Here is a 22,319-nt window from a genome sequence, read left to right on the forward strand (position 1 = left end):
GATTGGCCGCGATCCGGCCGTAGCATTTCACGGGAGGGGCAGCATGACATCGCAGATCGTATCGGCCTTCGGGGCGGTCATTGCCGGCGTGTTTGGCTGTGCGCTTTATTACTGGCTTTCCGACAAGCTGCTGCAGATCGCGCTTCCAGTGCGCTCGGGCGATGTGCAGCGGATTTCGGCCAATCTCAAGCGTCACGCAGCGATCCGGCCCTGGCTGTTCCTCGGCCCCGCTCTACTGCTGATGATCGTCTACCTCGTCTATCCCGTCATCGCGACCTTCATCCTTTCCTTCTATGACCGGTCGGGCGGTAATTTCGTCGGGCTTTCCAATTACTGGTGGGCCGCGACCGACGCGCAGTTTCGCCAGTCGATCTTCAACAACATCCTCTGGCTCGCGGTCGTGCCCGCCGCCTGCACCTTCTTCGGTCTCGTCATCGCGGTACTCACCGATCGCATCTGGTGGGGCAATATCGCCAAAAGCCTGATCTTCATGCCGATGGCGATCTCCTTCGTCGGCGCCTCCGTCATCTGGAAATTCATCTACGAATATCGCGGCGCCGACGGCACACAGATCGGCCTCCTCAACGCCATAGTGCAGTATTTCGGCGGCGATCCGCAGGTCTGGATCGCCATGCCGATCTGGAACAATTTCTTCCTGATGGTGATCCTGATCTGGATCCAGACGGGGTTTGCTATGGTCATCCTGTCGGCAGCCCTTCGCGGCATTCCCGAAGAAACGATCGAGGCGGCCGTCATCGATGGTGCCAATGGCTGGCAGATCTTCTGGAAAATCATGGTGCCGCAGATCTGGGGCACGATCGCCGTCGTCTGGACGACGATCACCATTCTCGTCCTCAAGGTGTTCGATATCGTGCTCACCATGACCAACGGTCAGTGGAACACGATGGTGCTGGCCAACCTGATGTTCGACTGGATGTTCCGCGGCGGGGGTGACTCAGGCCGCAGCGCCGTCATCGCGCTCGTCATCATGGCCGCGGTGACGCCGATCATGATCTGGAACATCCGCCAGGCCAGCGAAGACCGGGGAGGGCACTGATATGAACGCAGCGATCAATCTCCGCCGTATCGGCTTGCCCCGCCTCATCGTGCATTTCTCGGTTCTGGTCATCTGCATCCTCTGGCTCATCCCGACGATCGGCATCCTCGTCACGTCCCTGCGTGACCCCGGCCAGATCGCCTCCTCCGGCTGGTGGACTTCGTTCAGCGGCGCTGCCGAAACCAGTGCGGCACGATTGGGAGACCCGTCGACGGCAAGGCAGGACGGCCCGAACTATGTGATTTCCGGTTCGGTCTTCGATGGCACCGAGGGCGGAAATCCGGCAGGCGTCGTCCGTGCCTTCGGCACCAAGGTCGCCGCCCCTACGGAATTCACAGCCGGTGAGGCCGCCGATATCGGTGACGGCGAAAGGCTGACCGTCAACGAGGACGGTACCTACGTCTACTCGAAGAACGCGCCATTTGACGACAAACGCGGCAAACGCGTCTATCTCTCCGTCGCGCAACCGCCGTCCTTCACACTCGATAACTACCGCACGGTGCTGACCTCTCAGGGCATCGGTCAGGCCTTCATCAATTCGCTGACGGTTGCCATTCCGGCCACCATCATCCCGATCCTGATCTCGGCCTTTGCGGCCTATGCCCTGTCATGGATGCATTTTCCCGGTCGCGCGATCATCATCGCCGTCGTCGTCGGCCTGATCGTCGTGCCGCTGCAGATGTCGCTGATCCCGCTTCTGAAAATGTATAACGAGATCGGCGCCTTCTTCGGCATCGCGTCACGCAGCTATGTCGGCATCTGGCTGGCGCATGCGGCCTTCGGCATGCCGCTCGCCATCTATCTCTTGCGCAACTACATCGCCGGTCTGCCGAAAGAGGTGATCGAATCCGCCCGTGTCGATGGCGCCAGCGATTTCGAGATCTTTGTCCGCATCGTGCTGCCTCTGTCTTTCCCGGCGCTGGCATCCTTCTCCATCTTCCAGTTCCTCTGGACCTGGAACGACCTTCTCGTCGCCATGGTTTTCCTCGGTACCGGCAAGGACCAACTGGTGCTGACCGGCGCGCTCAATGCGCTGCTCGGCTCCATGGGCGGAAAGTGGGAAATCCTCACCGCATCCGCCTTCATCACCATCATCGTCCCGATTATCGTCTTTTTTGCCCTGCAGCGATACCTCGTCCGCGGCCTCCTCGCGGGCTCAGTCAAGGGCGGCTGATCCATTCGAACGAACAAGGATATTGAATGAGCATTTCCGCAGCAGCAGTCGCGACGCCTGACAACGGTTCTGATCAGGACTGGTGGCGTGGCGCTGTCATTTACCAGATCTACCCGCGCTCCTTTCAGGATTCCAACGGGGACGGCATCGGCGACTTGAAAGGCATTACCGCCCGCCTGCCGCATATCGCAGCGCTCGGCGCGGATGCCGTGTGGATTTCGCCCTTCTTCCCGTCGCCGATGAAGGATTTCGGCTACGACGTCTCGAATTATATCGATGTCGATCCGATGTTCGGCACGCTGTCCGATTTCGATGGCCTGATCGCGGAGGCCCATCGACTTGGCATTAAGGTCATGATCGACCTCGTGATGTCGCATTCCTCCGATCAGCATCCCTGGTTCATCGAAAGCCGGTCCTCCAGGTTTAACCCGAAGGCCGACTGGTATGTCTGGGCCGATGCCAAACCGGATGGCTCGCCGCCCAACAACTGGCTGTCGATCTTCGGCGGGTCCGCTTGGCACTGGGACCCGACACGCATGCAATATTACATGCACAACTTCCTCACCTCCCAGCCGGACCTGAACCTGCATAATGCCGAGGTGCAGGATGCGCTTCTCGATCTCACCCGCTTCTGGCTGAAGCGCGGCGTCGATGGTTTTCGCCTCGACACGATCAACTTCTATTTCCACGACAAGGAATTGCGCGACAACCCGGCGCTTGACCCTTCACGCCGTAACGCCGCCACGGCCCCGGCGGTAAACCCCTATAATTTCCAGGAGCATCTCTACGACAAGAGCCGCCCGGAAAACATCGACTTCCTCAAGCGTTTCCGCGCCGTGCTGAACGAGTTCCCGGCGATTGCCGCGGTCGGCGAGGTGGGCGACAGCCAGCGCGGGCTCGAAATCGTCGGCGAATACACATCCGGCGGCGACAAGATGCATATGTGCTACGCCTTCGAATTCCTGGCGCCCGATGCCCTGACGCCCGCGCGCGTGCAGGAAACTCAGCATGCCTTTGCCGCGGCGGCACCCGAAGGCTGGGTCTGCTGGGCCTTCTCCAACCACGACGTGGTGCGCCATGTCAGCCGCTGGGGCCAGGAGGTTCTTGATCGCGACGGCTACGCAAAAATGCTCTCCGCCATCCTTCTGTCGCAGCGCGGCTCGGTCTGCATCTATCAGGGCGAGGAATTGGGCCTGACGGAAGCCGATATCGCCTATGCCGACCTTCAGGACCCCTACGGCATTCAGTTCTGGCCGGAATTCAAGGGCCGCGACGGCTGCCGCACGCCGATGCCCTGGGATGCGCAGGCGCTGCAGGCCGGTTTTTCGACGGCAGAACGCACATGGCTGCCCATCCCGGTCGAACATCAGTTGAAGGCCGTCAGCGCCCAATATGGCGATCCGGCTTCGGTGCTCGAACAGTATCGCCGTTTCCTCGCCTTCAGAAAGGCAAATCCGGCCCTGTCGAAGGGCGAGATCTCGTTCCTGCCCACCGAGGAGCCGCTGCTTGCCTATGAAAGGCAATATGGCAACGAGACGATCCTGTGCATGTTCAACATGAGCCCTAATTCCTTGTCCGCAACCTTGCCGAACGGAAATTGGGAACTGCTGGAAGGGCATGGGTTCGAGGCGTCGCTGGAAGGCCGCACCATCGAACTGCCAGCCTGGGGCGGGTTCTTCGCCCGGCAGGTTTAAGAAAGAGAAATAGGGGAGGAGGGAAGATCATGACCGGCGTAACGCTCAAGGAAATCCGAAAATCCTATGGTCAGGTCAAGGTGCTGCACGGCATCGATCTGGAAATAGACCAGGGTGAGTTCATCGTCTTCGTCGGTCCGTCCGGCTGCGGAAAATCGACCCTGCTTCGAATGATCGCCGGGCTCGAAACCGTCACCTCCGGCGAAATGTCGATCGATGGCGAGGTGGTCAACGAAGTGCCCCCCTCGCGTCGCGGCATCGCCATGGTCTTCCAGTCTTATGCGCTCTATCCGCATATGACCGTCTACGACAACATGGCTTTCGGCATGCGGATCGCCCGCGAAAGCAAAACCGAGATCGACCGCCGTGTCCGCGCGGCGGCCGATACTCTCCAGCTCACGCCCTATCTCGAACGTCTGCCCAAGGCGCTTTCCGGCGGCCAGCGTCAGCGTGTCGCGATCGGTCGCGCCATCTGCCGCAATCCCAAGGTCTTCCTCTTCGACGAGCCTCTGTCCAACCTCGATGCGGCGCTGCGTGTTGCGACCCGCATCGAAATTGCCAAGCTCAAGGAAAAGCTGGCCGACACGACGATGATCTACGTCACCCACGATCAGGTGGAGGCGATGACGCTGGCCGACCGTATCGTCGTGCTGTCGGCGGGCAAGATCGAACAGGTCGGGCCGCCGCTCGAACTCTACGAGCGCCCGGCCAATCTTTTCGTCGCGCGTTTCATCGGCTCTCCGGCGATGAACATCCTGCCTGTCACGGTCAGTGAATCTGCCGCCAAGGCGACGGTCACGCTCAAGGGCGGCAGGGCCGTCAGCGTGCCGATCGCCGTGCCGCCTACTGACAAGGGCAAGCCTGCAAGCCTCGGTGTGCGTCCTGAAGATCTCGAGATTTCGACCAGTGACGATTATCTTCTTGAAGGTCGTGTCCTGCTGGTGGAAGCGCTCGGTGAAGTGACCTTGCTTTATCTCGAAGCGGGCAGCGGCGAAGAACCGGTCATCGTTAAATTGCCCGGCACATCGGACGTGTCCAAGGGCGATATCGTCCGCCTCAAGACCACGGCTGAAAAACTGCATCTGTTTAATGCCGAAGGCAGGACATATAGGGCCTGACCGGTAAGACTGAGTTCACCACATTTCACGAACCGGACTATCTGCCTGTGCACAAATGGGACGCGCCAACCGCTTGTTAAACTTCACGGCCTAGGCTTGATCCGCAAGTATAGGAGTATAGTCGTGGGTGCGGCGCCAATTAACAAAAACCATTATCTGAACAAGGAAGAGTCTTTTATGTATGACCGCGAACAGCGGTTCAAGATGGAAGACACGATGAATGCGGGTCGCATCGAATATACCGAAAAGGCCGTTCTCAACATGGCGCAGCGCCGCTGCGACGTCGTGCAGATCTCCCAGAGCGGCGCAGTCCTGAGCCTGCTGACCCAATATAATCTTCCTCAGCAATTCTATCTCGATATCCCGGATGCCCGCATCAACAAGGTCGGCTGTGTCCTTATGCGCGTCAACATGAACAACACGGCAGATGTTCGCTTCCTGCGCCTGCTGACCGACAAGGAACTGAACCGTATCTTTGTCTTCTCGACCCATCCGAGGCATCGCGACCACAAGATGGATATCCGGACCTGGTGACAGGCGGATAGGCAACAAAAAAGGCGGCCACTGAGCCGCCTTTTTGCTGTTTGATGCACTGCCTCAGGCAAATACGCTCGCGCCTTGGTCTGCCCGGCCGACATTGCGGCGGAAGGCGGAGAAGAGTTCGCGGCCCATCCCGAATTCGTTCTCGGAAAGATCGGCTTCTGCCGGTATGCGCGCATCGAATTCCGCAGCATCGACCAGCACTTCCAGCGTGCCCGAAACCGCGTCGAGGCGGATCATGTCGCCATCGCGGATCTTTGCGATTGCGCCGCCATCGGAGGCTTCCGGCGTCATGTGGATCGCTGCCGGTACCTTGCCGGATGCGCCAGACATGCGCCCGTCGGTGACCAGCGCCACCTTGAAGCCGCGGTCCTGCAGCACGCCGAGCGGCGGCGTCAGGCGGTGAAGTTCCGGCATGCCGTTCGCCTTCGGTCCCTGGAACCGGACGACGGCGATGAAGTCACGGTTCAACTCGCCGCGCTTGAATGCGTCCTGCAGTCCATGCTGGTCATGGAAGATGACAGCCGGTGCTTCGATGATGTGACGTTCCGGCTTGACGGCGGAAATCTTGATGACACCATGGCCGATATTGCCGGACAGCATCTTCAAACCGCCGGTCTTCTGGAACGGCTGATCGACCGTCGTCAGTACCTTCGGATCGCCGCTGACTTCAGGCACGCTTTCGCGCGTCACCTGTCCGTCGGCGCCAAGCTTGGCTTCCACCGTATAGGCTTCCAACCCGTGGCCGAAGACGGTGCGCACGTCGTCATGCACATAACCTTCTCGCAGCAACTGCTTGATCAGGAAACCCATGCCGCCGGCGGCATGGAAGTGGTTCACGTCGGCAAGCCCGTTCGGATAGACGCGGGCGAGAAGCGGCACGGCGTCCGAAAGCTCGGAAATATCCTGCCAGGTCAGATGAATGCCGGCAGCCCGCGCCATGGCGACCAGATGCATCGTGTGGTTGGTCGAACCGCCCGTCGCATGCAGGCCGACAACGCCGTTGACGATCGAGCGCTCGTCGATCATTTCGCCAGCCGGCGTGAATTCGTTGCCCATGGCGGTAATAGCCAGCGCGCGCTTGGCGGCCTCACGGGTCAGCGCTTCGCGCAGCGGCGTGCCGGGATTGACGAAGGATGCGCCGGGCATGTGGAAGCCCATGATCTCCATCAGCATCTGGTTGGAATTGGCCGTGCCGTAGAAGGTGCAGGTGCCCGGGCCATGATAGGACTTGGATTCGGCCTCCAGAAGTTCGGCACGACCGACCTTGCCTTCAGCATAAAGCTGACGGATACGCGACTTCTCGTCGTTGGGCAGGCCCGACGTCATTGGACCGGCGGGAATGAACACGGCCGGCAGGTGGCCGAAGGAAAGGGCGGCGATGACGAGGCCGGGCACGATCTTGTCGCAGATGCCGAGATAGACGGAGGCATCGAACATGTTGTGTGAGAGGCCGATCCCGGCAGACATCGCAATTGCGTCGCGCGAAAACAGTGACAGTTCCATGCCCGGCTGGCCCTGCGTGACGCCGTCGCACATGGCAGGCACTGCACCCGCTACCTGCGCAATGCCGCCTGCTTCCCGCGCAGCGTCACGGATGATCTGCGGAAACGTCTCGTAAGGCTGATGCGCCGAGAGCATGTCGTTATAGGCGGTGATGATGCCGAGGTTCGGAACGACGTCTCCGGAGAGCGCGTCCTTCTCGGCGGGGGAACAGACGGCAAATCCATGAGCCAGGTTCCCGCAGGAGAGGACGGCCCGGTGAGGCCCCTTGGCGACCGCCCGTTGCAATCGGTCGAGATAGGCCTCTCGATGCGGTTTGGATCGTTCGATGATCCTTGCCGTGATCGCCTGAATGCTGGAATGCGCCGCCATGTCAAAACCTCCTTCGGTCAATCCCGGCTTGGGAGAGGCCGAAGCCACCGGGATCCACAGGTATCTTAGAACTGTCGGTGTCCGTCGACTTTGATCGGACACCGTGAAGAGCGCCTCAGGGCGCCCAGTAGATTTCGAGCGGAGAGGCCGCTCTGTTGAGCACGGCGCGGATCGGCATGTCCGTTTCGTCCGAACCGGCCTGAGCCTTCGTCAGCACGTCTTTCTTTTCCTGGCCCTCGATATGCAGCACCAGCAGGCGCGCATCGGAAAGAGCCGAGAAGGTGAAGGTCAGTCGTTCTTCGCCTGCACCTTCCGCCGCCATGGTCATCACTCCGCGGGGCGTCGAAAGATCGAGCGCCCTGGCGAGGTGATTGCCCCGCGGAAAGAACGACGCAGTATGGCCGTCGCCGCCCATGCCGAGGATCGCGACATCGAACGGCTTGCCGATCGACGACGTTTCCTGTGTGGCGATTTCCGCGGCAGCGTCTATCGAGGCTGCCTGGTGGTAAAGGGGAATGAAGGTCGCAGCCGCAGCCTTGTCCTTCAACAAATGCGTCGCGACCAGAAGATGGTTTGAGCGCGGGTTGTCGGCCGGCACGAAACGCTCATCAACCAGCGTCACGGTGACCTTCGACCAGTCGATATCCTTGCCCGAAAGCGCCTCGAAGAAACGTTTTGGCGTCGACCCGCCGGAAACGGCGATGGACGCCGTTCCCTTGGTCGAAATTGCTGCGACAAGCTGCTTGGCAATCTTGTCGGCTAGCGCTGCGGCGAGATCCGCTCCATTGGCAAACTCGTGAAAAGTCGATGCCATGGTCTTCAGCCTTCGTGCCAGGTGCGGCCGTCACGCTCGATCAGGGCGATAGCCTGGCTCGGACCCCAGGTGCCGGCGGTGTAACCCTGCGCAACCTGTCCGGTCTCTTCCCAGCCCTTGAGGATCGGATCGACCCATTCCCACGCCGCTTCCACTTCGTCGCGGCGCATGAACAGCGTCTGGTTGGCGCGGATCGTGTCCATCAGCAGGCGCTCGTAAGCGTCCGGGCTGCGGGCATTGAAGGCTTCCGCAAAGCTCATGTCGAGCGAGACATTGCGCAAGCGCATGCCGCCCGGGCCCGGGTCCTTGATCATCAGCGACTGCTTGACGCCTTCATCAGGCTGCAGGCGGATGATTAGCTGGTTGGCCGAAATGCGACCCGCTGCCGTGTCGAAGATGTTGTGCGGCACCGGCTTGAAGGTGATGACGATTTCCGACATCCGCTCCGTCAGGCGCTTGCCCGTGCGAATGTAGAAGGGAACGCCTGCCCAGCGCCAGTTGCCGATCTCGGCCTTGATGGCGACGAAAGTCTCGGTGTTGGAAACGCCGCCTTCCAGCTCTTCGAGGTAACCCTTGACCGGGCCGCCAGCCGAAGCGCCGGCGCGGTACTGGCCGCGCACTGTCATCACTTCGCAATTGTCCGCCGTGATCGGCTTCAGCGCCCGCAGCACCTTCAGCTTTTCGTCACGCACCGCTTCGGAATTCATCGACGACGGGGTTTCCATCGCGACAAGGCAAAGCAGCTGCATGATGTGGTTCTGCACCATGTCGCGCAGCGCGCCAGCCGTATCGTAATAACCGGCGCGGCCTTCCAGACCCACGGCTTCCGCCACGGTGATCTGCACATGGTCGATGTAGTTGGCGTTCCACAGCGGCTCATAGAGCGCGTTGGCAAAACGCAGCGCCATCAGGTTCTGAACTGTCTCTTTGCCCAGATAATGGTCGATACGGTAGATCTGTTCTTCCTTGAACACCTTGCCGATCGTGTCGTTCAGTTCCAGCGCCGAGGCGAGGTCACGGCCGATCGGCTTCTCGACGACGATGCGCGTCTGCTTGGTGATCAGCTTGTGATCGCGGATCTTTTCCGAGATCGCGCCGAAAATTGCCGGGGCGACGGCCAGGTAGAAGGCGCGGATGCGATCCTTGCCGGTGCCTTCATCGAGGATCTTCTTCAGCTTGTCCCAGCCCTGATCGGACTTGGCGTCGACGGGAACGTAGAAAATGCGTTCGCAGAAGGTCTTGACCTGGGCTTCGTCATATTCGCCCTTCTTCAGATGCTCTTTGAGCGCATCCTCGGCGAACTTGCGGTATTCCTCGTTGGAAAGCGCGCTGCGGGACGCACCGATGATGCGCGTCGGCTCCGTGAACTGGCCTTCGATCTGCCGGTGATACAGCGCCGGAAGAAGCTTGCGCTCTGCAAGGTCGCCGGTCGCGCCGAAGACGATGCAATCGAATGGTTCCACTGGAATGATCTGGCTGCTCATCGCTCAACTTTCGTCGTATGTGGTTGGGGTGTGTCTTATGCTAATCGATTTAAAAAGGCTAGTCCGAATGTCGGCCTCAAATGCGGTCTCTTAGCGCAAACCAGGTTAATGCAAGGAAAAGCAGTGGTTTACGCATCGCATGTCCTCCGGGAAATGCTGGAATTTTGAGATCGGCAAGCACGTCAAGCTCACTCTTTCGCCCGGCGACCATTTCAGCATAAAGCTTGCCACAATAATTTGACAGCATCACGCCATGGCCGGAATATCCGCCGATGGAGGTAACACCCGGCATGACCTCGCGCACGAAGGGCCGGCGCGGCAGGGTGATCCCGACATTGCCGCCCCATGCATGGGTTATCCGCACGTTCTTCAAGGCCGGATAGGTGGTGACGATCTGCTGGCGTATCGCTTCTGCCGTATCGCTCGGATCTTTGGAACTATACACCTCGCGGCCGCCGAACAGCAGCCGGTTGTCCTTCGACTTGCGGAAATAGCGCACCACGAAGCGGCTGTCGCAGACTGCTTCCATGCCTGGAATGACATGCGGAAAGGCGTCGAGCGGCTCGGTCGCCGCGATGAATGAACCGATCGGCATCACATGCGCTGACGTGACCGGTTCCAGATCGCCGATATAGGCATTGGTGGCGATCAGTACCCGGTCGGATGTCAGCGTGCCTTTCGGCGTCTCGACCTTGATCTTGCCACCCTCGCGGCGGATCGCCGTCGCCTTGGTATTCTCGTAAATGCCGGCGCCTGCCGCCTTGGCCACCTTCGCCAGACCGATCAGGAATTTCAGCGGATGGATATGGCCGGTGCCGGTATCGCGCACGCCGCAATAATAATCCTTGGTGCCAACGCGCTCTTCCGTCTCCGCCTTGTCCATGAAAGTGACGTGCGGATAATTGTAGCGTTCTGCGGCGATCTCCGCATTAGCGCGATACTCGCGGTCATGTCCCGGTTTGTGTGACACGTTCAGTTGGCCCGGCATGTAGTCCATGTCTATGCCATGCATTGTCGCAAAATCGTGGAGATGCCGCTTGGCGTTTTCTGCCATGTCGAACAGAAGTTTGGAGCGCTCAAAGCCAAGCTCCTTCTCGGCATCCTCCGGCCACCAGCGCTGCCCGGTGCCGAGCTGCCCGCCATTGCGGCCTGAGCCGCCATCGCCAAAATGCCCGCCCTCGATCAGCGCCACCGAAACGCCGCTGACCGCAAGACTGCAGGCCGCCTGCAATCCGGTGTAACCACCTCCGATGATCGTCACGTCGACCGTCTGCGAGCCGTCGAGCGTCGGATAGGTGGGGCGTTCCTCGACGCTCGCCTGATACCAGGAAAGACCCGGCGCGATCGGGCTCTGCCATGTATCCATGCGGCTCACCTTATACGTTGAGAAGCAGGAACTCGCGCTCCCACGGGCTGATCACCTGCATGAATGTCTCGAACTCGCCGCGCTTGACGCCGGCATAGATGCCGATGAATTCCTTGCTGAACACCTCTGCCAGAGCTGGCTCCTCCTCCAGCAGCGAGACGGCCTTCAGGAGATCGCGCGGCAGGTCGATCGCACCTTCGTTGGCGGATTCGTCGGTCGGCGGCGTCGGGTCGATCTTGTTCATGATGCCGAGCAATCCGCAGCCGAGCGAAGCGGCAAGGGCGAGATAGGGATTGGCATCCGAACTCGGCAACCGGTTTTCGACACGTCGCGCGACCGGATCCGACACCGGCACGCGGAAAGCCGTCGTGCGGTTGTCGTAACCCCAGGCGGTGTTGACCGGTGCGGCCATGTCCGGCGTCAGGCGGCGGTAGGAATTCACGTAAGGCGCCATCATCACCAGCGCCTTCGGAATATAGGTCTGCATCCCGCCGATGAACTGGAAGAACTCTTTCGACGGCTTGCCGTCCTTCTGCGAAAAGACGTTCTTGCCCGTGTCGATATCGACGACCGACTGATGGATATGCATGGCCGAACCCGCCTGGCCCTGCATCGGCTTGGCCATGAAGGTGGCGTAGATGCCGTGTTTCAGCGCCGCTTCGCGGATCGTCCGCTTGAACATGAAGACCTGGTCGGCCAGTTCCACCGGATCGCCATGGCGAAGGTTGATCTCGAGCTGCGCCGGTCCTTCTTCATGGATCAGCGTATCGATCTCCAGTCCCTGCTTTTCGGAGAAGTGGTAGATGTCGTCGATCAATTCGTCGAATTCGTTGATGCCGGCAATCGAATAGCCCTGACCACCGAGAATGGCACGCCCCGAGCGGCCCTTCGGCGGATGCAGCGGATAATCCGGGTCATCGTTCTTGGCGACCAGATAGAATTCGATTTCGGGTGCCACCACCGGTTTCCATCCGCGCTCGTTGTAGAGCCTGACGACGTTTTTCAGCACGTTGCGCGGCGTATAGGCGACGGCCGTCCCTTCGGTATTGACGATATCGCAGATCACCTGCGCCGTCGGGTCGGTTTCCCAAGGAACGACGGAAAGGGTGGAGAGATCCGGAAGGAGCTTGAGATCGCTGTCGCGCGGCTCGTAACGGAAACTTTCAGTCTCTTCCGGGTACTCGCCGGAAATCGTGTGCCGGTAGAGGGCGGATGGCAGCGCCAGCGATGTGTTGGAGGTGAATTTCGACGACGGCATCATCTTGCCGCGCGGCACGCCGGCAAGGTCGGGCGTGATGCATTCGATATCCTCGATCCCGCGCGCGCGCAGCCATGCTGCGGCCTCCTGCCAGTCCGCCACGCCGCGAAGCGAGGTCAGCGTTGGTTGGGCGACGGCGGCCTTTGCGACCGTACCGACTTCAGCTGCAGCAGGATTGGCTTTCTTTGTTGGCATGACACACCGGGTAAGGTTGATCGAATGTTCCCATCATAGCCACCGATCGCCAATTGGCGAGGGGGAGGCGTTGACTTTGGGTGAACTATGGCGAACAGCGAAGGCGGCAACCACCAAGCAGCCCGAGGGAGTGATGATTGGCCCGTAAATTCGATGTGGTGATTTTGGGCGCAGGCGCGGCCGGCATGATGTGCGCCATCCGCGCCGGTGCGCGTGGCCGTTCCGTTCTGGTTCTCGACCATGCCAAGGCGCCGGGCGAAAAGATCCGCATCTCCGGCGGTGGCCGCTGCAACTTCACAAATATTCATGCGAGCCCGAAGAACTACCTCTCTTCCAATCCGCATTTCGTCAAATCCGCGCTCGCCCGCTATTCGGCGCAGGATTTCATCGATCTGGTGAACCGTCACGGCATCGCCTTCCACGAAAAGACGTTGGGTCAGCTTTTTTGCGATGACAGCGCCAAGGATATTATCCGCATGCTGCTCTCCGAGATGGAGAAAGCCGGCGCAAAGCTCGAACTGCAGAGCGGCGTCACCTCGGTCGAAAAATCCGCCGATGGTTTTCGGATTGGCACGTCCTCCAGCGAGACGATCGAGGCCCGCTCCGTCGTCGTCGCTACTGGTGGCAAGTCGATCCCGAAAATGGGCGCGACCGGTCTCGCCTATGACATCGCAAAACAGTTCGGCCTTAAGCTCGTCGAAACCCGCCCCGGTCTCGTGCCCCTGACGCTCGATCCGGGTCTTCTCGAAAAGCTTGCGCCGCTTTCGGGCATCGCCGCGCCTGCCGAAATCCGTCACGGCAAGACCGCTTTCCGCGAGGCACTGCTTTTCACTCACCGCGGCCTCAGCGGGCCCGCGATCCTGCAGATCTCATCCTATTGGCGAGAAGGTGACGAAATCGCCCTTGTCATAGAGCCGGACCGCAGGATTGCCGATGACCTGAAGGCCGCCCGAAAGGCAAATGGCAAGCAACTGGTGCAGACGGCGCTTTCCGAAATCCTGCCCAAGCGGCTGGCGCAGTTCTTTGCGGAAAAGCATCCGGCGGCAATGAAGCTTGCCGACTGTTCCGACAAGGTGTTCGAAGCGGTGGCAGCCTCTATCCAGGACTGGCGTATCCGCCCGGCCGGCTCCGAAGGTTATCGCACGGCAGAAGTCACGCTCGGTGGCATCGATACTTCGGAACTGGATTCAAAGACGATGCAGGCAAAGTCTGTTCCGGGCCTATACTTCATCGGTGAATGCGTCGACGTCACCGGCTGGCTCGGCGGCTACAATTTCCAATGGGCGTGGTCATCCGGCCATGTCTGCGGCGAGGCCCTCTGATCGGCAACCGCCGATCGGTTGTGTGGCCTTCGTTCAGCACTTCTTAATATAGCTGATCGATCCTGCCACATTACCAGCTTATTTCCGTGGTCAAAATTCAAATAGGCTGCCACTATAGGTTTGATTATCGTCTCGGAGTACCCATCCATGCCGAATGCTCGCCGTGCCCGCGCCATCGCAATTGCCAAGGCGGATGACCGCGCAAAACTCGTTCGCTATAGCCTGCTGATGATTGCCGTCGGCACCACGGCTGCACTTCTGGCCGTACCGGTTCTCTTTTAGGCGGTACGCTAAATTAGTCTGATTCAAGCGTGCCCCAAGGCGCGTTGTTTATGTTGCGCCGCAACTAAACTCTGGCTTTTGTCAAATTTAGCAAAAATTTCACTTATTTCGGCGATCAAGACTGGGAAATTTCCTCCCATAAGGGTTCGCCATGAAAAAGATCGCGCCTTCTTCGGTCGTTACTAAAATTGTATTCCTCTGCCTCTTTCTCATCGTAGTTGCAGTCTCTGCCGTTTCCGGCCTCGCCTACAACACGTTTCGTAAGGACATTATGGAAACGGCAGTTGAGGACACGCACAAGTCCGTAAGGACGATGGCGTTGATCTATGAGACGAGCCTCGCCGGTGCAAAGACGACGCTGGCCGAAGGCAAGCTGTCGAAGGTCACCGCAGGCGAGGGGGCGCTGCAGGGCCATGATCTCGTCGATCGTACCGCCGGTTCCATCGGCGGCGTCGCGACAGTGTTCGAAAAGCAGGGCAGCGACTATGTCCGCATTTCCACCAACGTGAAGAACGAGAAGGGCGAGCGCGCCGTAGGTACTAAGCTTGTTGCCAATCATCCGGCACAGGCAGCACTCGCCAAGGGTGAGGCCTATTACGGCCCCGCCGTTCTCTTCGGCCGTGATTTCATGACTGCCTATTACCCTGTCATGAACGCATCCGGTGCCGTCAGCGGCGTACTCTTCATCGGTATCCCGATGGAAGTCTACTTTGCCCATATCGCTTCTGCCGGCACGGCACTGATGATCTCCTCGCTGCTCGCGCTGCTTTTCATTGCCGTTGCCAGCTACTTCGTCATTCGCGCGCTTGTTCGCCCGCTCGGCGTGCTGACCGGCTCCGTGCGTGCAATTGCCGATGGCGACAACAAGTCCGACATTCCCTACACCGCACGGGGCGACGAGTTCGGCAACATTGCCCGCGCCCTGCAGGTCTTCCGCGACAACGCGCTCGAAAAACTGCGCATCGAGCACCAGAGCGCCATGGAACGCGCCGAGGCTGAAGCCGAGCGTGAACGCAACGACAGCGACAAGCGCATGGTCGATGGCCAGATCGATCAGGCCGTGGCCGCACTTGGCACGGCCCTGTCGCGCCTTTCCCAGGGTGATCTCTCGGTCACCATCGACCAGCCCTTCTCCGGCAAGCTCGAACCGCTGCGCACCGATTTCAACGGTTCGATCCTTAAGCTGCGCGACACGCTCTCGCATATTCGCCAGAGCACGATGGCGATCCAGCGCAGCAGCGCCGAGCTCAGCCATTCGTCGGCAGACCTGTCGCGTCGGACCGAAAGCCAGGCCGCCTCGCTGGAAGAGACTGCCGCAGCCGTTGAGGAAATCACGGCAACGGTACGGTCATCGGCCGACCGCGCCCGCGAAGCGAACGAGGCCGTCGGCCACACGAAGAAGAATGCCGACAATTCCGGCACCGTCGTCAAGAATGCCGTCGAGGCCATGGGGCGCATCGAGGACGCGTCGCAGAAGATAGAACTGATCATCGAGGTGATTGACGATATAGCCTTCCAGACCAACCTTCTCGCTCTGAATGCCGGTATCGAAGCCGCGCGCGCGGGCGAAGCCGGCAAGGGGTTTGCGGTCGTTGCGCAGGAGGTGCGTGAACTGGCGCAGCGCTCCGCCGATGCCGCCAAGGAAATCAAGGGATTGGTCAACCAGTCGACCCAGGAGGTTGATTCCGGTGTCTCGCTCGTCCAGCAGGCCGGCGAGGTTCTGGCCACGATCAGCAGCGAGATCGTCGTCATCAGCCAGCATGTGGAAACTATTGCCACCGCCAGCCGCGACCAGTCGGCAGCGCTGTCCAACATCAACCAGTCCGTCAATCAGATGGACCAGATGACCCAGCAGAACGGTGCCATGGTGGCCGAAACCAGCGATGCCAGCCGTCGTTTGGCCGACGAGACCGAAGCGCTCTTCGGCCTGCTGCAGCAGTTCCGCATCGATGCCGAAGCCGCGTCTGTGGCGCAACGCTACAACAAGGCCGCCTGACCGGCGCCTTCGAAAGACGAGCAATCAGATGTGAGAAAGGGCGGCTTCAGGCCGCCCTTTCTCGTGGCAGGGAGATGAAAAGGTATGGGTGGCCTAGGGGCTCCCGAAGGCTCCCCAAGGGCTCCATTGGCCCGGCTCTTGTCAGGCCGGTGTTTGAGGCAATTCCAGCACGAGTTCAAAAGCCTGGCTGCCGGATTTGCGACAAATTGCAGGACGGCGCGGTCTTCGCCCCGACAATTTCCCCGGTGCTATTGCAGCCGGTTGGTCATGACGACGGGAACCATCAGGTCGCCCCAGTGGCCGTCACCGCCATGATGCCGCGCCGAGCGGATCAGCTCGACCGATACGCCTGCTTCGACCGCCTTCATAACGGCATGGTTCAACCGGTGCAGATCGTTGGCCAGCGAGCGGATCGCAGCCTGCTGGTCGGCGGTCATGGCGCTTGCCTGCTCCTCCGCCCGTTCCTTGACATGGGTCTTGATGGGTGTCTGGATCGTCATTTGGGGTCTCCTTTCGTTGGTTTTGCGGTCTTTATATTTCGTTCGCTTACATGTTCACGGAATGAGAAGTCCCCCTCTGGCCTGCCGGCCATCTCCCCCACAAGGGGGGAGAAAATTCGCGGCAGCCGCCCATTTCACCTTCGAGCACTGGCCGTGAGGCTGGGTTAAGCCCTCCCCCTTGTGGGAGCCCGTAAGGACGGGTTGAGACCGGTGTCTCAACCCAGGCGTAGTGGGGAGGGGACTTTGCGGCTCACTCCGCCGCCGGCCGGAACTGCGCATGCTCGGTGGATTCTCCCATCGCGGTCGTCGATGACAGTCCGCCGGTGATCGCCATCGACACGGCATCGAAATAGCCGGTGCCGACTTCGCGCTGGTGCTTGGTCGCCGTATATCCGTTGATCTCGGAGGCGAATTCCGCTTCCTGCAGCTCCGAATAGGCGGCCATCTGCCGGTCCCTGTAGCCGCGGGCCAGCTCGAACATGCCGAAATTCAGCTGGTGGAAACCGGCCAGCGTGATGAACTGGAACTTGTAGCCCATCGCCCCCAGTTCCCGCTGGAACTTTGCGATCGTTGCGTCGTCGAGGTTCTTTTTCCAGTTGAACGACGGCGAGCAATTATAGGCCAGCATCTTGCCCGGATGGTCCCGATGCACGCCCTCGGCAAATTTGCGCGCCTGCTCCAGATCCGGCTTCGACGTTTCGCACCAGATGAGATCGCAATGCGGTGCATAGGCGACAGCGCGGGCAATACACGGCTCAAGCCCGTTCTTCACCCGATAGAAGCCTTCCGCAGTCCGACCTGCATCATAGTCAACAAATGGCCGGTCGCGCTCGTCGATATCGGACGTGAGCAGCTTTGCCGCTTCCGCATCCGTACGGGCAATCACCAGCGTCGGCACGCCCATGACATCGGCTGCAAGTCGCGCTGCCGTCAGGTTACGAATATGCGCCGCGGTCGGGATAAGCACCTTGCCGCCCAGATGGCCGCATTTCTTTTCGGACGCCAGCTGATCCTCGAAATGAACGCCCGCAGCACCCGCTTCGATAAACGCCTTCATGATCTCGAAAGCGTTGAGCGGCCCGCCGAAGCCTGCCTCCGCATCGGCAACGATCGGCGCAAACCATGTCTCGACCGAAAGTCCCTTGCCTTCGGACGTCTCGATCTGGTCGGCACGCTGCAGTGTCCGGTTGATCCGGCGAGCAAGTTCAGGCGCAGCATTGGCCGGATAAAGCGACTGGTCGGGATACATGGAGGATGCGGTATTGCTATCCGCCGCCACCTGCCAGCCGGAAAGATAGATGGCCTTCAGGCCCGCGCGCACCTGCTGCATCGCTTGGTTGCCGGTCATGGCGCCGAGCGCGTTGACGAAATCCTCGCTTCTCAACAGTTCCCACAGCCGGTTCGCACCCTTTTCCGCCAGCGAATAGCGGATCTCGATCGAGCCGCGCAGCCGCTGCACGTCCTCGGCCGAATAGGGGCGGGTGATCCCGTCGAACCGGCCTTCAGGCGCATTGGCAACGAGCTTGTAAAAATCCGTCATCTGTCTCTCTCCCACAAGATTTGAACTTCTGGATCTGGCCGAAAGTCCATGTGAAAGATTTACAGAATGACGAATGTTAATTCTATAAGTGTATGATATAAAAGAAGTTACGATGTCACGACTTACACAAACGCGAAGGTGATTTTGTAAAATTTGTAAAATAACGACTGCGTAAAACTTTGGCAGGAGGAGGTCTTGAGTGGAGCGTAAGGTATTTGCGGGAGGGCGTGTCCGCCGTGTCCGTCAGGGGCTGGGCCTCACCCAGACGGCAATGGCGGGCGCGTTGGAAATCTCGCCCTCCTATCTGAATCTCATAGAGCGCAACCAGCGGCCCCTGACCGTGCAGTTGCTGTTGAAACTCGCCTCCACCTACAAGGTCGATCTCGATGCGCTGCAGGGGGAAGGCGGCGGGCTTGCCGCGCAACTGCGCGAGGTCTTCGCTGATCCGCTTCTGGCTGGCGAAATCCCCGGCGATCAGGAGATCGTTGAAGTCGCGGAAGCGGCCCCCAATGCAGCACTCGCCGCCGTAAAACTCTACCGTGCCTATCGCGAACAGGCCGCCCGCCTGTCCGACCTCGCAACCCTGCTTGCCAGCGAAGGCCTTGAAATGGCGGCAACGGGCAGTCGCATGCCGATCGACGAGGTGCGTCAGTCTCTGGAGCGTCGCCCGAACTTTTTCGCCCGCATCGAGGATGCCGCCGAAGCACTGGCCAAGACATTTGCATCCGGCGACGATACCCCATCGGCCTTGCGCGGATGGTTGAAGACCGAACGCGGCATCACGGTGCGCACGCTTCCCACCCATGTCATGCCGGACCTGCGCCGCCGCTACGATCGCCACAGCATGCGCCTCTTCCTCTCGGAACGGCTTTCGCCCTTCGACCGCAACCGCGAACTCGCCATGGAAGTGGCACTTCTTTCGATGACCGCCGAAATCGATGCCGAACTGGATGATCTCGCCCTGCAGACGGCCGAAGCCCGCCGCATCGCCCGGTTCGAGCTTGCCCGTTACGCCGCCCATGCGCTGCTCATGCCCTATGGCGCATTTCTCGCGGCCGCATCCCGCGCCCGTTACGATATCGATATCCTGCGCTCGCGTTTCGATGTTTCTTTCGAACAGGCGGCCTCCCGCCTGACCTCGCTTTGTCGGCCGGAAGCCGCGGGCATTCCGTTTTTTCTCATGGAGATGGATCACGCCGGCAATGTCGTGCGCCGTGCAGGCGCGCAAGGCTTTCCGCAATCCCGTTTTGGTGGTCACTGTCCCAAGCTCGGCATCCATTCCGCCTTCGCTGAACCGGGTCGCATTCTGGTCGATCGTGTCGAACTGCCGGAAGGGGATGTCTTTCTCACCGTGTCGCGAACGCTGGAAGGCCCGCAGGCCGATTTCGGCGAGCGCATTCGCCGTACCGCGATCCTCATCGGCTGTGATGTCAGGTTTTCGGGAGATATCGCCTATGCCGCAGCTCTGCCTGAAGCAAGGTTCGCCGTCGCCGCCGGACCCGCCTGCCGCATCTGCGAACGCAAGGCCTGTCTCTCCCGCGCCGAGCCGCCGATCACCCGTCCGCTCGGGCTTGACGAAATGGTGACGGGCCTCAGCGCCTTTGACTTTCAGTAGGTTCTTGGACAGATTGCACAATAACCCTTGGGGGCAAGTTATTCCGCAGCGCACATTCCCACTTGTGGCTCGGAAAAATCCTTTCTACTCTGACTTCAAAATACAGAGGGAATTGCTGTGCTCTGTGGGGCGCAGAGAAAAAAAGAAACAGGAGAAATCATGAGAAACCATCTTCTTGGCATGGCAGTCGCACTTGCCGCGACCGCCCTCGGTTCCTCCGCTTTCGCGCAGGAAAAGGTCGTCCACGTCTACAACTGGTCGGACTATATCGACGAGAGCATTCTCGCAGATTTCACCAAGGAAACCGGCATCAAGGTCGTCTACGACGTCTTTGACAGCAACGACCTCGTCGAGACCAAGTTGCTTGCCGGCGGTTCCGGTTATGATGTCGTTGTCCCGACTGCGCCCTTCCTCGCCCGCCAGATCCAGGCCGGCGTGTTCCAGAAGCTCGACAAGTCGAAGCTGCCGAACATGACCAATCTCTGGCCGCTTGTCTCAGAGCGTCTTGCCAAGTACGACCCCGGCAACGAATACGCCATCAACTACATGTGGGGCACAACCGGCATCGGCTACAATGTCGACAAGGTGAAGGCAGCCCTCGGTGATGTGCCGGTCGATAGCTGGGATATTCTCTTCAAGCCGGAAAACGCTGAAAAGCTGAAGTCCTGCGGCATCAACATCCTCGATGCCTCTGATGAAACCTTCGCCATTGCCATGAACTATATCGGCAAGGACCCGGACAGCAAGGAAAGCGCCGATCTGGAAGCCGGTGGCGAGGTCTACAAGAAGATCCGTCCCTTCGTGAAGACGTTCAACGCATCGGCCTATATCGATGAACTCGCCAATGGCGACAGCTGCATCACCATCGGCTGGTCGGGCGACGTGCTGCAGGCCAAGTCGCGTGCCGAAGAGGCCGGCAATGGCGTCAACGTCGAGTTCGTCATCCCCAAGGAAGGCACTTATATGTGGTTCGACAACCTCGCCATCCCCGCGGATGCGAAGAATGTCGACGAAGCCCATGCCTTCATCAACTACCTGATGAAGCCGGAAGTCATCGCCAAGGCCTCCAACTACGTCCAGTATGCCAATGGCAATCTTGCCTCGCAGCAGTTCATCGACAAGGAAGTTCTGGACAACCCGTCCGTTTACCCGCCGGAAGAGGTCGTGAATAAGCTCTTCACAATCTCGCCTTATGGTCCGCGCGAACAGCGCGTGCTGAACCGGGTCTGGACACAGGTCAAGACCGGCAGCTGAGGCTGATATTTGAAGGGCGGGCTTCGACCCGCCCTTTTCATTTTAGGGATAATCTGGGGCAAGGTATCACGTATGGCGAAATCTCTCGGACCGGTTAAACGCAAATTCTCTCCCTGGACCGATCCGAATGCGGTCCCCTTCATCCGCTTCGAGAACATCACCAAACGCTTCGGCGATTTCGTCGCCGTCGATAATCTCACCCTCGATATCTACGAGCGCGAATTCTTCTCGCTGCTCGGTCCTTCCGGCTGCGGCAAGACCACGCTGATGCGCATGCTCGCCGGTTTCGAAGAGCCGACCGAAGGCCGCATCCTGCTGCAGGGGCAGGATATCAGCGGCGTGCCGCCCTATCGCCGCCCGACAAACATGATGTTCCAGTCCTATGCGCTTTTCCCGCATATGTCGGTGGAAAAGAACATCGCCTTCGGTCTGGAACAGGACAACATGCCGAAGGGCGAAATTACCGCCCGGGTTCAGGAAATGCTGAAACTCGTCAAGCTGGAACAGTTCGCCAAGCGCAAGCCGAACCAGTTGTCCGGCGGCCAGCGCCAGCGCGTTGCTCTCGCCCGTTCGCTTGCCAAGCGCCCCAAAGTTCTCCTCCTCGACGAACCGCTCGGCGCGCTCGACAAGAAGCTGCGCGAGGAAACCCAGTTCGAACTGATGGATCTGCAGCAGACGCTGGGCATGACCTTCCTCATCGTCACCCACGACCAGGAAGAGGCGATGACCGTCTCCGACCGTATCGCCGTCATGGACAAGGGCGTCATCATGCAGGTGGCGACACCGGCCGAGATCTACGAGGCGCCGAACAGCCGTTACGTCGCGGATTTCATCGGTGACATCAACATCATCGAAGGCAAGGTTGCCGATACGGCAAGCGCGCTCGGCGCACCGGGCGCGGTCAAGATCGAAACCGAAGGTCTTTCCATCACCGTCGATCAGGAATGTCAGGCCGTGAAGGGCGATCATGTCGCCTTCGCCATCCGCCCGGAAAAGGTCCGCATCTCGCCGGATGCCCCGGCCGATCCGTCGGTCAATGCGTTTTACGGCGAGGTCTGGGATATCGGTTATCTCGGCGATTTCTCGCTCTTCATCGTCCGCTCCGAAGATGGCCGCTTCATGCGCGCAGCGCAGGCAAATGTCTCGCGCCTCGTCGACCGGCCGATCACGTTCGAAGACAAGGTCTGGCTCACCTGGCCGCGCGATGCCGGCCTCGTTCTGACACGATAGGGAAG

Annotated in this window: 18 protein-coding genes; 11 read left to right on the forward strand and 7 right to left on the reverse strand. The window is 59.9% G+C overall.

The features are described 5' to 3' along the window. Nucleotides 1-43: 43 nt before the first annotated feature. The 5 genes from JNB91_RS27700 to JNB91_RS27720 all read left to right on the forward strand — a co-directional run bounded on the left by JNB91_RS27700 (nucleotide 44) and on the right by JNB91_RS27720 (nucleotide 5,577). Complete coding sequence (locus tag JNB91_RS27700; RefSeq protein WP_220328724.1) at nucleotides 44-1,057, forward strand: carbohydrate ABC transporter permease; 1,014 nt, start codon at nucleotides 44-46, stop codon at nucleotides 1,055-1,057. A 1-nt stretch (nucleotide 1,058) separates the two neighbouring features. Continuing rightward, nucleotides 1,059-2,231: a carbohydrate ABC transporter permease gene (locus JNB91_RS27705; protein WP_220328686.1), complete on the forward strand. Its 1,173-nt coding sequence runs from the start codon at nucleotides 1,059-1,061 to the stop codon at nucleotides 2,229-2,231. 26 nt (nucleotides 2,232-2,257) lie between these two features. Continuing rightward, nucleotides 2,258-3,925: a beta-galactosidase BglA gene (bglA, locus tag JNB91_RS27710; RefSeq protein ID WP_220328687.1), complete on the forward strand. Its 1,668-nt coding sequence runs from the start codon at nucleotides 2,258-2,260 to the stop codon at nucleotides 3,923-3,925. 29 nt (nucleotides 3,926-3,954) lie between these two features. Further along, nucleotides 3,955-5,043: an ABC transporter ATP-binding protein gene (locus JNB91_RS27715; RefSeq protein WP_220328688.1), complete on the forward strand. Its 1,089-nt coding sequence runs from the start codon at nucleotides 3,955-3,957 to the stop codon at nucleotides 5,041-5,043. A gap of 177 nt (nucleotides 5,044-5,220) precedes the next feature. Beyond that, the gene (locus JNB91_RS27720; protein WP_220328689.1) at nucleotides 5,221-5,577 is read left to right on the forward strand and encodes a hypothetical protein; all 357 of its coding nucleotides are present in this window, start codon (nucleotides 5,221-5,223) and stop codon (nucleotides 5,575-5,577) included. Nucleotides 5,578-5,640: 63 nt separating this feature from the next. Here JNB91_RS27720 and edd read toward each other — a convergent pair whose 3' ends face one another. The 5 genes from edd to JNB91_RS27745 form a co-directional block, all read right to left on the reverse strand. Continuing rightward, complete coding sequence (gene edd / locus JNB91_RS27725; protein ID WP_220328690.1) at nucleotides 5,641-7,458, reverse strand: phosphogluconate dehydratase; 1,818 nt, start codon at nucleotides 7,456-7,458, stop codon at nucleotides 5,641-5,643. A gap of 115 nt (nucleotides 7,459-7,573) precedes the next feature. Further along, entirely contained in the window at nucleotides 7,574-8,272 is a 699-nt protein-coding gene (pgl, locus tag JNB91_RS27730; protein WP_220328691.1) for a 6-phosphogluconolactonase, read from the reverse strand. A 5-nt stretch (nucleotides 8,273-8,277) separates the two neighbouring features. Then, on the reverse strand, nucleotides 8,278-9,756 hold the full coding sequence (gene zwf / locus JNB91_RS27735; protein WP_220328692.1) for a glucose-6-phosphate dehydrogenase: 1,479 nt from the start codon (nucleotides 9,754-9,756) through the stop codon (nucleotides 8,278-8,280). 76 nt (nucleotides 9,757-9,832) lie between these two features. Beyond that, nucleotides 9,833-11,122, reverse strand: coding sequence for an NAD(P)/FAD-dependent oxidoreductase (locus JNB91_RS27740; protein ID WP_222857648.1), 1,290 nt, complete (start codon nucleotides 11,120-11,122; stop codon nucleotides 9,833-9,835). A 10-nt stretch (nucleotides 11,123-11,132) separates the two neighbouring features. Next, entirely contained in the window at nucleotides 11,133-12,575 is a 1,443-nt protein-coding gene (locus tag JNB91_RS27745; RefSeq protein ID WP_220328694.1) for a glutamine synthetase family protein, read from the reverse strand. A gap of 137 nt (nucleotides 12,576-12,712) precedes the next feature. Between JNB91_RS27745 and JNB91_RS27750 the strand changes: the two genes are divergently transcribed. The 3 genes from JNB91_RS27750 (at nucleotide 12,713) to JNB91_RS27755 (ending at nucleotide 16,175) form a co-directional block, all read left to right on the forward strand. After that, nucleotides 12,713-13,897, forward strand: a complete 1,185-nt coding sequence (locus tag JNB91_RS27750) for a BaiN/RdsA family NAD(P)/FAD-dependent oxidoreductase (protein WP_220328695.1) — start codon at nucleotides 12,713-12,715, stop codon at nucleotides 13,895-13,897. A 147-nt stretch (nucleotides 13,898-14,044) separates the two neighbouring features. Further along, the gene (locus JNB91_RS31270; protein ID WP_262928038.1) at nucleotides 14,045-14,179 is read left to right on the forward strand and encodes a hypothetical protein; all 135 of its coding nucleotides are present in this window, start codon (nucleotides 14,045-14,047) and stop codon (nucleotides 14,177-14,179) included. A 151-nt stretch (nucleotides 14,180-14,330) separates the two neighbouring features. Then, nucleotides 14,331-16,175, forward strand: a complete 1,845-nt coding sequence (locus tag JNB91_RS27755) for a methyl-accepting chemotaxis protein (protein ID WP_220328696.1) — start codon at nucleotides 14,331-14,333, stop codon at nucleotides 16,173-16,175. A gap of 248 nt (nucleotides 16,176-16,423) precedes the next feature. Here the strand turns inward: JNB91_RS27755 and JNB91_RS27760 are convergent, their stop codons facing one another. After that, nucleotides 16,424-16,675: an SMc00767 family acetate metabolism repressor gene (locus JNB91_RS27760; protein WP_112510623.1), complete on the reverse strand. Its 252-nt coding sequence runs from the start codon at nucleotides 16,673-16,675 to the stop codon at nucleotides 16,424-16,426. A gap of 250 nt (nucleotides 16,676-16,925) precedes the next feature. Next, nucleotides 16,926-18,215 carry an isocitrate lyase gene (gene aceA, locus JNB91_RS27765; RefSeq protein WP_220328697.1) on the reverse strand — a complete coding sequence of 430 codons (1,290 nt, stop codon included), beginning with the start codon at nucleotides 18,213-18,215 and terminating at the stop codon, nucleotides 16,926-16,928. Nucleotides 18,216-18,414: 199 nt separating this feature from the next. On the opposite strand from aceA, the gene JNB91_RS27770 reads away from it, so the two are divergent. The 3 genes from JNB91_RS27770 (at nucleotide 18,415) to JNB91_RS27780 (ending at nucleotide 22,314) form a co-directional block, all read left to right on the forward strand. Beyond that, nucleotides 18,415-19,830 (forward strand): helix-turn-helix domain-containing protein, encoded by a 1,416-nt coding sequence (locus JNB91_RS27770; RefSeq protein WP_346269411.1) that lies wholly within the window; start codon nucleotides 18,415-18,417, stop codon nucleotides 19,828-19,830. Nucleotides 19,831-19,989: 159 nt separating this feature from the next. After that, nucleotides 19,990-21,084, forward strand: coding sequence for a polyamine ABC transporter substrate-binding protein (locus JNB91_RS27775; RefSeq protein WP_220328698.1), 1,095 nt, complete (start codon nucleotides 19,990-19,992; stop codon nucleotides 21,082-21,084). Between the two features lie 72 nt (nucleotides 21,085-21,156). After that, nucleotides 21,157-22,314, forward strand: a complete 1,158-nt coding sequence (locus JNB91_RS27780; protein WP_220328699.1) for an ABC transporter ATP-binding protein — start codon at nucleotides 21,157-21,159, stop codon at nucleotides 22,312-22,314. The last annotated feature ends 5 nt before the right edge of the window (nucleotides 22,315-22,319 follow it).

The organism is Aliirhizobium wenxiniae (assembly GCF_019511445.1).
Lineage (GTDB): Bacteria > Pseudomonadota > Alphaproteobacteria > Rhizobiales > Rhizobiaceae > Neorhizobium > Neorhizobium wenxiniae_A.